Source organism: Bradyrhizobium sp. th-b2 (assembly GCF_000426785.1).
GTDB classification, from domain to species: domain Bacteria; phylum Pseudomonadota; class Alphaproteobacteria; order Rhizobiales; family Xanthobacteraceae; genus Bradyrhizobium; species Bradyrhizobium septentrionale.
This window is the reverse complement of the sequence record NZ_AUGA01000009.1, coordinates 86,512-95,970: the sequence shown is the minus strand read 5'-3', so window position 1 is coordinate 95,970 and position 9,459 is coordinate 86,512. Positions and strand designations below refer to the sequence as shown.

At 61.4% G+C, this 9,459-nt stretch carries 14 protein-coding genes; 4 read left to right on the top strand and 10 right to left on the bottom strand.

From position 1 onward, the window contains the following. Positions 1–101: 101 nt before the first annotated feature. A complete protein-coding gene (locus K359_RS0115665; protein ID WP_156928505.1) occupies positions 102–266 on the top strand; it encodes a hypothetical protein in 165 nt (54 codons plus the stop codon). Here K359_RS0115665 and K359_RS52085 read toward each other — a convergent pair. The 4 genes from K359_RS52085 to K359_RS0115645 all read right to left on the bottom strand — a co-directional run bounded on the left by K359_RS52085 (position 261) and on the right by K359_RS0115645 (position 3,498). Beyond that, positions 261–1,571 (bottom strand): MFS transporter, encoded by a 1,311-nt coding sequence (locus K359_RS52085; RefSeq protein ID WP_063618931.1) that lies wholly within the window; start codon positions 1,569–1,571, stop codon positions 261–263. The genes K359_RS0115665 and K359_RS52085 overlap by 6 nt on opposite strands. Positions 1,572–1,665: 94 nt before the next feature. Then, positions 1,666–2,058 carry an MAPEG family protein gene (locus tag K359_RS0115655; protein ID WP_029080187.1) on the bottom strand — a complete coding sequence of 131 codons (393 nt, stop codon included), beginning with the start codon at positions 2,056–2,058 and terminating at the stop codon, positions 1,666–1,668. Positions 2,059–2,095: 37 nt separating this feature from the next. Next, entirely contained in the window at positions 2,096–2,752 is a 657-nt protein-coding gene (locus K359_RS52080) for a cupin domain-containing protein (protein ID WP_084518403.1), read from the bottom strand. Then, positions 2,749–3,498 (bottom strand): SDR family oxidoreductase, encoded by a 750-nt coding sequence (locus tag K359_RS0115645; RefSeq protein WP_029080186.1) that lies wholly within the window; start codon positions 3,496–3,498, stop codon positions 2,749–2,751. Before K359_RS0115645 ends, K359_RS52080 begins: the two co-directional genes overlap by 4 nt. 111 nt (positions 3,499–3,609) lie before the next feature. On the opposite strand from K359_RS0115645, the gene K359_RS0115640 reads away from it, so the two are divergent. Continuing rightward, positions 3,610–4,527, top strand: a complete 918-nt coding sequence (locus K359_RS0115640) for a LysR substrate-binding domain-containing protein (protein WP_029080185.1) — start codon at positions 3,610–3,612, stop codon at positions 4,525–4,527. A 331-nt stretch (positions 4,528–4,858) separates the two neighbouring features. Here the strand turns inward: K359_RS0115640 and K359_RS0115635 are convergent, their stop codons facing one another. The 6 genes from K359_RS0115635 to K359_RS64400 all read right to left on the bottom strand — a co-directional run bounded on the left by K359_RS0115635 (position 4,859) and on the right by K359_RS64400 (position 7,858). Further along, entirely contained in the window at positions 4,859–5,287 is a 429-nt protein-coding gene (locus K359_RS0115635; protein WP_029080184.1) for a universal stress protein, read from the bottom strand. 87 nt (positions 5,288–5,374) lie between these two features. Further along, positions 5,375–5,881, bottom strand: a complete 507-nt coding sequence (locus tag K359_RS0115630; protein ID WP_029080183.1) for a Spy/CpxP family protein refolding chaperone — start codon at positions 5,879–5,881, stop codon at positions 5,375–5,377. 261 nt (positions 5,882–6,142) lie between these two features. Next, the gene (locus tag K359_RS63295) at positions 6,143–6,319 is read right to left on the bottom strand and encodes a hypothetical protein (RefSeq protein WP_165124350.1); all 177 of its coding nucleotides are present in this window, start codon (positions 6,317–6,319) and stop codon (positions 6,143–6,145) included. A 178-nt stretch (positions 6,320–6,497) separates the two neighbouring features. Then, positions 6,498–6,827 (bottom strand): hypothetical protein, encoded by a 330-nt coding sequence (locus K359_RS64405; protein WP_063618930.1) that lies wholly within the window; start codon positions 6,825–6,827, stop codon positions 6,498–6,500. 168 nt (positions 6,828–6,995) lie between these two features. Beyond that, positions 6,996–7,229, bottom strand: coding sequence for a hypothetical protein (locus tag K359_RS0115615; RefSeq protein ID WP_029080182.1), 234 nt, complete (start codon positions 7,227–7,229; stop codon positions 6,996–6,998). Positions 7,230–7,393: 164 nt separating this feature from the next. Beyond that, positions 7,394–7,858, bottom strand: coding sequence for a hypothetical protein (locus K359_RS64400; protein WP_084518402.1), 465 nt, complete (start codon positions 7,856–7,858; stop codon positions 7,394–7,396). A gap of 263 nt (positions 7,859–8,121) precedes the next feature. Between K359_RS64400 and K359_RS66185 the strand changes: the two genes are divergently transcribed. Beyond that, the gene (locus K359_RS66185; RefSeq protein ID WP_084518401.1) at positions 8,122–8,514 is read left to right on the top strand and encodes a transporter substrate-binding protein; all 393 of its coding nucleotides are present in this window, start codon (positions 8,122–8,124) and stop codon (positions 8,512–8,514) included. Beyond that, positions 8,453–9,307, top strand: a complete 855-nt coding sequence (locus K359_RS0115600) for a hypothetical protein (protein WP_029080180.1) — start codon at positions 8,453–8,455, stop codon at positions 9,305–9,307. The genes K359_RS66185 and K359_RS0115600 overlap by 62 nt, the downstream gene beginning before the upstream one ends. Positions 9,308–9,459: the final 152 nt, after the last annotated feature.

Here is a 9,459-nt window from a genome sequence, read left to right as displayed (position 1 = left end):
CGAGGTTCGATCTGACGACACAATTCACATCCGACTGAAGGCGCCTCCCCTGGTGACAGCGCCAGAACTGTTGGACCCGTACGATGCCTGGAAACAAGAGCGTGAGGCGCAAAAAGCTGCTGCCTCGCGTCGCGCGCGCGACCAAGGTCTCCGACGGTACCAGGCAAAAGTACTTCTACACTTGGCGCGGCGGTCCGCTGTTCAAAGGCGAGAATAACGAGCCCCTGCGGCCAAACGATCCGCAGTTCGTCGTCGCATACTTATGAATTATTGCGGGTGCTTTGCTGCCAAACCGTAACTGGCCCTCGCCGGAATACGCCGGTATCGGGCGAAGTCGGCGTGGGAAACAGAAAGGATGCAACGAGCGCAGCAGCGGCGGCGATGAACCATACTCCCTGCCACGCGGAGACATCGAGAACGAGCGGTATCACCAGCGGCGTTAGGAAGTAGGTCGAAAAGGCAAAGGTATTGCCGAGGCCGAGGGCCGCGCCGACATGCTTCATGCCCGCGATCGTCGCCAATTCTGTATAGGCAATACCGTGCCAAGTGGATGCTGCAGTGCTTCCGATGATCATCAGCACGACGGCAACGGCGATCGCAGGCCCCGCATAGCCTGGCGCAACTGAGGCCAAGGCGACAAGGAGCGCGAGTGATCCAAAGATCGCCGCTGTCGCCCGCGCGCATGCCCTGAGAAAACTTCTTCTGTTCCGATGCCGATCGGTGAATCGTCCACTCCACACCCGCGTAAAGGCGGCACCAAGCTGAAAGGTAACGATGCTGGCGCTGATGGCAGCCGTTCCAAGATGCCCGATGTCGTTCAAGAAAACTGCGGCGAATGTGACGGCAACGACCTGCGGAACGCACAGTGCACCAAGGCCGCAGACCGTACGCCAGATCTGGCCGTTGCTCAGAACACCCCGCGCTGGATTCGGCTCGGGCTCCGATTGCCTTGAGGCAACTGCCGGCGGCATCGGAGGTTCATGCAGCCAAATCCAGGCAAAAGCCGCAACGGCAAAACAGAGGATGGCAAGAACGCCGTAGACTGCGCCGAAACCAAGATACCTTGCCAACGCAGGAAGAATGAGTGCACCGACCGCACCGCCGGCCGGCACCGACATCTGGCGCAGACTCATCGCGAATCCCCGCTCGCCCTCCTGGAACCAAGCCATCACGGCACGCCCGCTGGAGCCATTGACGCTTCCCCCGATAATTCCCACCAGGAGGAGACCCGCAGCGAGAAATGATGCCGTTGGAATTCCGGCCGTCGGGGCGACGAACAGCGCCATCAGTCCCAGCACGACGCCTGTCAGGCTGAGCCCGGCCAACAACACCTTACGGTCGCCGAGCCAGTCCGTCATCAGGCCCCAGGGCAGTTCGCTGACGGCCAGACCGAGACCCATGGCACCGATGACCCAGCCGAACGTGGCGTTGCTGAGTTGGTAGCCAGAGCGAACGAACACCGCAGTCGCCGGTATGCCGGCAAACGCGGCTGCCACCGCACCGTTCGCCGCAACACCAACACCAAGTACGCGCCAGCGGTGTGATGGCCCGAACCGCAATTCATTCCCCATGGTCGGTCAATCCTTCGAAACTTCACAACAAACTTCGCCTCACGTCGCTCGCGCGGCGTGCCCGATCCGATTCCGGACGCTTGAAGCCGCGCGCCTACGCCAGCAAGGTCGAGAGGACGGCCAGCGTCGCGCCGAGACTGACGAAATAGGCCAGCGTGCGGATGACCGGCACGCCGGCAGCGTAAACGAGGTAGTGCACCAACCTTGCGAAGAAGTAGACCTGTGCGGCCGTCACCAATATCGGCGCTTGCGGGCTGTGAAGGTGGGCGGCGATGAGTGCGGGCGCGAACGCAACGAGGTTCTCGACCGCGTTGGCGTGCGCGCTCCGCGCGCGCTGCGCCCAGGGCGTGACCTCCGCAGCGTCAGTGGCGCGCGGATTACCGAGCGTCCGCGGCAACCCGATCGTGACGATTCGCTGCAGAACATATGGAAGAGCACCCAGCAAGGTGAGCAGGATGGTGGCGGCGAGCCATTGCAGGTCCGTCATACGCAGGTTTTCCCTTGTCTGATGTCTTGATTGATCTTCACCGACGGACTGGCCACGGCGCGGCAGTTTTGATCCATGCCGTGCAGCCGGCGGCGGTCACCTCACCGATGAACGGGATATCGGCAGGCACACGGAGCCAACTCCATGGCTTGAGACGCTCGCCGCAGGCGTAGATCTCACCTGCGAGTATCAGCAGCTCCAGCCCGCCATGCATCGCGAAGTCGATGCCGGCGCGTTCAAATCCTTTGATGACCACGTGCTCGTCTGGTCCGGCGAACAGGGGCCGCGGCACCATGGCCACGCCTCCGCCGTTCGATGAAGGCGGCAAGTCCACGACATGCTGCTCGTCGTCGTCACGAAACTGCCGCAGGCGCACGAAGATGGTGCAGCCTTCGCGCGAGCGCGGTGCGTGGGCCGAGCCGGGCGGGTTTCGGACGTAGCTGCCGCTCGGATATCGCCCGTGCTCGTCTTCGAAAACGCCATCGAGAACCAGGAACTCCTCGCCTTGGGGATGGCTGTGTGAAGAAAACGCCGAGCCCGATGCATAGCGGACGAGCGAGGTCGCGATCGCCTGCTCGCCGCCCACGCGGTACAGCATGCGTCGCTCGACGCCCACGGAAGGGCTGGGCAACCACGGCATACTGGAAGCATGCACCACGGCCAGATTTGAGAGATCAGCGTTTATTTCCATCATCGTAACTCCGAAAATCCACCATCGACGACGATTTCGGCGCCCACGACGTAGCGAGACAGATCGCTCGCCAGATAGAGTGCAGCATTGGCGATGTCTTCGGACTCGCCGAGACACTTGAGCGGGATTCGCGCGGCAAGCCTTTCGTTTGACGCACGCACCTCTTCCTCGGTCGAGCCGCCACGCCTGCGGATCGGCGTGTCGATCGCCCCCGGGCTGACTGCGTTCACCCGAATGCCTCTGGGCAGAAGTTCTGCCGACAGTGTGCGGGCAAAGGAGCGTACAGCCGCCTTGGAAGCCGAAAGCAGCGACAGGCCTGATGTGCCGACCTTGCTGAGCCACGACGTGTTGAGGACAATGACCCCGCCCTGCCCCATCAGCGGGAGGACCGCCTGCACTGTGAAAAATACGCCCTTGACGTTGACGTCCATCAGCGCGGCGTAACGCGCTTCATCGGTTGTCTCGATCGGTGTTGAAAGCGCGACGCCGGCATTGGCGAAAAGGATGTCGAGCCGACCGAAATCACGAGCAAGCATGTCGCGCAGCGCGTCAAGGTCGGCCAGCGAGCGCACGTCGGCGCGTATCGCAAGCGCATCGGCTCCAACTTGCGCTCCCGCCGCCTTGAGCCTGGCTTCGTCGAGACCGGTGATCGCAACGCGTGCGCCATGAGACGCGAACAGTTTGGCGGTCGCGAGCCCTATTCCGCTCGACCCGCCCGTGACCAACGCTGTCCGGCCTTCCAGGTACATTTCTCAGCTCCTTGAACGGCCTCACAATGGGTCTTTCGCCGAGATCGCACGAGGCGTAAGACAGAGAGTGCCGACGAAGAAAAACTGCGTCGGTGCCATGCTTGAGGGTCTATGAGATCGCTATCGCGCCTCCGCTCGCTCCAAGCTTTCGAGGCCGCCGCCCGTCACGGATCCTTCACCGGCGCGGCCTCCGAGCTCGGGATCACCGCCACCGCTGTCGGCCAGCTGGTACGCGGGCTCGAGGATTGGACCGGCCGCCCCGTCTTCCGTCGCTCGCGTTCGGGCAAGGAGCGGCTCTCGGTTACCGAGGAGGCGGACGCCGCGCTCAAGGAGATCACCCGCGGGCTCGACGCACTGGAGGAAGGTGTAAAGCGGCTGCGAGGCTCCAAGGCGCGGGCCACTGTTTTGGTCACCGCTTCCCAGGCACTCGTCGCGAATTGGCTGATTTTCCGCCTTGAACGCTTCAATCGGAGCCATCGTGGCATCGACGTCCGTCTGGATGTGTCGGACCGATTGCTCGATCTCACCAGCGGCGAGGCCGACGTTGGCCTGCGCTGCGGACCTGGGACCTGGAAAGGCGTGACCGCCACCAAACTTATGGATGAAGAGGTGATCGCGGTTGCGAGCCCGCTGATCGTGCCGCGAGACCGAAAGAGCATCGGAAAATGGCTTGCGAGCCAAACACTGATCGACGACGCGACGCCTCATCGCGGGGCCGGACTTCCAGGCTGGGAGAACTATTTTTCCTTTGTCGGCGCGTCCTCCCACGATGGCAGGCCATCGCTGCGGATAAATGCCACGGCGGCCGTCGTGCAAGCCGCGGTCGCCGGCCAAGGTGTTGCGCTGGTGCGCCGCGCGCTTGTCTCCAATGAACTCGCTACCCACCGCCTTTGCGAGCTTTTTCCCCACCGCGGATGGCCAATTCGCTGGGCTTATTATGTCGTCGCGGCTCCACAGGCGCTTCGGCGGCGTGAAGTGGCGTCATTCTACAAGTGGCTGGTCGAGGACGTATCGGCGACGACCGCGTAGACATCGCGAACCGATTTGTCGCGTTTGTTGCAGCTCAACCTTGGTGCTGAAGCTGTCGTCCGAACCCCGCGGGCGCCTCGACGCAAGCCGGAATTGCGCCGCCGCGCATTTCCGTTTTGCAGCTGCTCTGACCCATCTCGGCGTACTGAACCAAGCGCTGTACAGGCAGGACTTGCGCTCGACCCGATCTTCAACATCCGCCGCTCGGCCTTCGCCATGAGCGACCATCCGGCGCGCTGACCGTGGCCTCGACGTGATGCCGAGAACCTTGCGGGCGTGAACTTCGCGCTCGAGGCCGGCGCCGGCGCTTTCTATCGAGCGATCTGCGCGTTCACTGACAAACCAGCACGGGGGTCTTCGCCTGCGTCAGCACCTTGTTTGTCACGCTGCCGATCAGAACTGCGGAGAGTCCGCTGCGTCCATGCGATGACATGACAATAAGGTCGCAGCCTTTGTCCTTGGCCGCTGCGATGATGGCCTGATGCGGTTGCCCGCTCTCCGCTTGGATCGTCTCGCAGGACACACCGGCCTCCCTGGCCGCACGAGCCGCGCCATCCAGCGCGCTGGTGGCCTGTTCCTTGCGTATCGCAGCATATCCGGCGAGCACCTCACGGTACCGTGCCCCTAGCTCTGAAAGGGGCTCCAGGACAAAGATCACCGATACCTTGGCTCCGAGGGATTTCGCGAGCGCTACCCCGTGCGCGACTCCGTGCTCCGCCAGTTCCGACCCATCTGTCGGAATGAGAATATGCCGGTACATGCTTCACCTCCAGATTATCTGCATGATCGTCCACGACGACCGAGCTTCGGCAAAGCCGGCCATGTAGGCTCACCTGTCGGCCTGGCTCTAATCGTCCTCATCCTCGGGTTCGTCGTCATGCTCTATTGCGTCTCGCATGCCCCGCATGACAGCAAACGATACGAAGGCCATTCTCCTCTTCTGATCGTCGCTCAACGTCTTGTAGAGTGGCTCCCAGGCATCCGCGAGCTTCTTGAGATCAGTCCCGCGTTGAATGAGCCGGTCCGCCCGTCGCTGCATGAGTTCAACCGGACTGCCGTCGCCGAGGGCGCCCATCGGGCCTTTCTCGTGCAATTCGGCAATCCGCTCCAACCGGACTTGCCGATTCTTCGCTCGCGCGCGGATGGCATCCTCGATGGCCGGCCAGTATTTCTCCTGGTCGGGCGTCAGTTGCAAGGCGGCCTTGACGATGCCGACGCGCATATCCGTCAAGGCTTTCAGGTCGGCGGCGCTGGGCTGCGCTGCTCCGGCAGTCGGAGATGTCTCCGCTGCGCAGGTGAGAGACGACGTCGTGAGCAAAAGTGCAATCGCTGCGGCAGCTGTAATCCTTGTCATCACAAACTCCTGGGCTGCTTCTCATTGATGTCGCCGAGAAGAAGCGCACAACCGGATCGGCCGCGGGTTGATCTAGGTCAAATGGCACGGAATCGGAAATATGGACACGCGTCTGACCATTCAGGAAATGCCACGCGACTTCAGGTCAGTCCACCTCGGGCTATGACCAGCGTAACGGCGTGTTCATCCATGCGATTTTCGCCATGACGCTGCATAGTGCCGCCTGGATCGCACGGTCCGATTTAAGCAACAACGGAACGCCTAGTCGCGGTTACGTTTGGGCCGATCCAGGCGCAGCCTCTGCGCTCTCATGCGCTTTATTTCTTCGTCGAGCGCACTCATTTTCTCCTCGTGGCGCTCGTCCTTCGACTTTGGCTTATCGCTATTGCGTAACTTTTCGAGCGCTTTCTCGACCGAGAGCTTTGGGGTGTCGGCCATTGGTCCTCCGAATCGATCTAGTCGTCGTTCAATGTGGCTGGCAGCGGTGTTGCCGGGGCTGGAGCGAGCTCCCCGTTCCTCCGGCATTTGGACAACGATCTGAGTGCCGCGTTACGCCTCTCCTCTGCCATCGAGTGATCGGCAACGGCTTACGTCCCGCTAGCCTCGATACCTCGGCTTACTGGCAGAGGTGTTGGCGGCCATCCTCGCCACGAAAATACGTGCCGGGTGTGCAGACAAAACCCTGACCGCTGGAAGGATAGTTATAATAGCCATAAGCGCCGGCCGCAGCCGCAGCTCCCACAGCAGCGGTTCCGACCACTGCCCTTCGTGTCTGGCGACGGGCGACACCCGCGACGCTGACCGGCGTCAAAGGGCGACCGACGCGCGCGACCGCGCTTTGGACAGAGATCGAGACACCGCTCTGCTCCGACCAGTCAAAAGACAGCAGCATGGCACACGCGAAGATCGACGTCGCTAGCGTGATCGTCTTCGAATTTGTCGGCATGGCTCTTCCTCCAATCTGCGGTCCTACCCGGTCTGGTTTGAAAGCCACGAACCCGGGGAGCCGTTGATCTGGATCAAGCTTTTCCAGATGCGTTTGGTCGGTACGTGGACCCCGGCTTGCGAAAGACTGGCGGAATTCGGGTCTGCGTTCTCGCCGATCTTGAAGACCTTAAAGCGGGAGCTCGCCCTGGCCGTTCGTCCAATCGATGAGATCGATCCGGAGCCCTCGCCTCAGCATCTCGGTCTCAAGATTGCTCGCATGCAGCTTCCATTCGGCCGTCGACCGGACCCGGAATTTTGGATCTTCACCAATAGCCTCGAACTCATCGTCGGCTTCGAGCGCGCCGCGAACAGCCTCGTACATCATCTTGAGGCTCGCGTCGGTGAACGCGCCGTACTCCATCGATCCTCTCCTTAAAGACTCAAACAGAGGAGCTAGCCACGACGGCGATCGCGGCGACCTTTTGCGTGCAACACATCCAAACGCGGTCGTGCTGAAGTGCGACCGGTTCTGATCAACGAACGTTGCGGAGCGACGGCTGAACTATCCACCACCGCTCAGCCGGATCAGTATTGATACTGGGACTGCGGGCAGACCATTTGACCGTACTGATCGTAATAGCAGCCTCGGTTTCCGTAATAGCCGTAGCTGCCATAGTATGCGCCGGCAGCGGTCGCGGCGCCGACGGCAGCAGCACCATAACCCCAGCCAGGGCGATAGTAACCTCTGCCATATCCGGGATAGCCGGCGACCGGGCGGCCAGGGCGACCTGCAATCGGCCGGCCCGGATAGCCCGGACGGCCGGCGATCGGGTGCGATGGCCGCGGGCGGCCGGCAACGCGATATCCTCCACCATGAACCCTTCCGCCACCTACATGCACACCACCGCCACGCATCCCGCCACCGTGAAACCCACCTCCGCCGCCGCGGAATCCGCCGCCTCCTCCACGACGGGCATAGGCATCATCGGGAAACACGCAGACAGCAACGAGAAGCAGAACTGCCGAAGCGGCGAGGATCCAACGAAGCATGGCGCGCCCTTTCTCTAACGAACGATTTGGCGAACGACGAAGCTGCGACTCTTTGGCGCCGCGAGATTGACGTAGATCAACGGAATGCAATCGCGTCGGAATAAAACTCACCCCCGCTGTGGCGCTTTCGAACGTCAGGTGTTTCCCGGCTCTCCGAACTGCAAGCAATGTTCCTCTGGCACGATTTGCACTTTGGCGACGACATGCGGCAATGGGGACGGGTTCGGGGATAGTGACGTTCTGGCCGTGATTTCTCATCTGCCATGTACGGCCAGCGTGTGCGGGCGCCAAGTTGCTTTGAGGTCGTCCTGAACACCAATCATCATCTTTCCAAGCCCGCGATGATCGGCAAGCTCGATGCTTCCGGAAGCTTCGATGTGGTTTGGCGGTCGATCAGCCCGATCAAGGCTTCGGTCTGGAGCAGATATCTTCCCGAGAACCCCAAACGCACAGCCGACATTTCCCTGGGTCTGCGTCGGATGTACCGAGCCGACTTACAAGGATTGGTGATAGTGTCGTTTCGATCGGTATATACCGATGCACAAGCCCTGTCGGTCGTGACGCAGACACAGCTAGGCTGGAGAGGATGCCAAGATGATCACGATTCCTCAACTGACCGCGCAAGCCCTTGGCTCCTTTCTTGCCAAGGAAACTGAAGGCCGATTCCGCTCCTCACATTCCGATTTGACGAAGCTGCTGCCCTTTGCCGCCAGGCTGACACTGGAGTGCATCGGTAACAGCGATGCACTCTATCACGATATCGAACACACCATGCTGGTGACCCTGGTCGGGAACGATATCTTGGCCGGAAGGGCGCTGCAGCGAACCACCACGGCCGACGACTACGCGAACTTCATTCTGGCCTGCCTTGCCCACGACATCGGATACGTCCGCGGCATCGTCGAGGGCGACGAGGATGATGCGTATGTCGCGGACCTCAGCGGCCGCACCGTCCAGTTACCGGTTGGATCGTCCGACGCCGCGCTTGCGCCCTACCATGTCGACCGCTCAAAACTGTTTGTGATTGAGCGGTTCGATGCCGTGGAGGAAGTCGATGCGGCCCGAATTGCCCGGGCAATCGAGTACACCCGCTTCCCCTACGCGACGACACCAAACATCGACACGGACGATCTCAACGAGGAGGAAGGGTTACTGTTGCGCGCCGCCGATCTGATCGGCCAACTCGGTGACCCCCATTACATGCGAAAGTCAAATGCGCTTTTCCACGAGTTCGAGGAAATCGGGCTGAACAAGAAGCTCGGCTACGCGACACCCGCCGATATCGTCTATAAATTCCCGCAGTTTTACTGGACCAATGTCGCACCACAGATCCAGCTTGCGATCCGCTATCTTAATGTGACGTCCAGCGGTCGCCAATGGATCGCCAACCTTCACAGCAACGTCTTCCGGGCTGAACGCGAGGTCAATCTGTCCGGGCCCCAGAGATAATCCCCTTTCCTGGTAGACGATGACGTCTGAGCGCGATTTGTCGGGCTCGTCTGCTGCCCACATCGGACAACGCCACAGCTTCGCGGATACAGCCCGCCTTCGCCTTCCGGGCTTCGGCGCGGCAGCCTTCGCTCACTTCGCTACGATGCAGT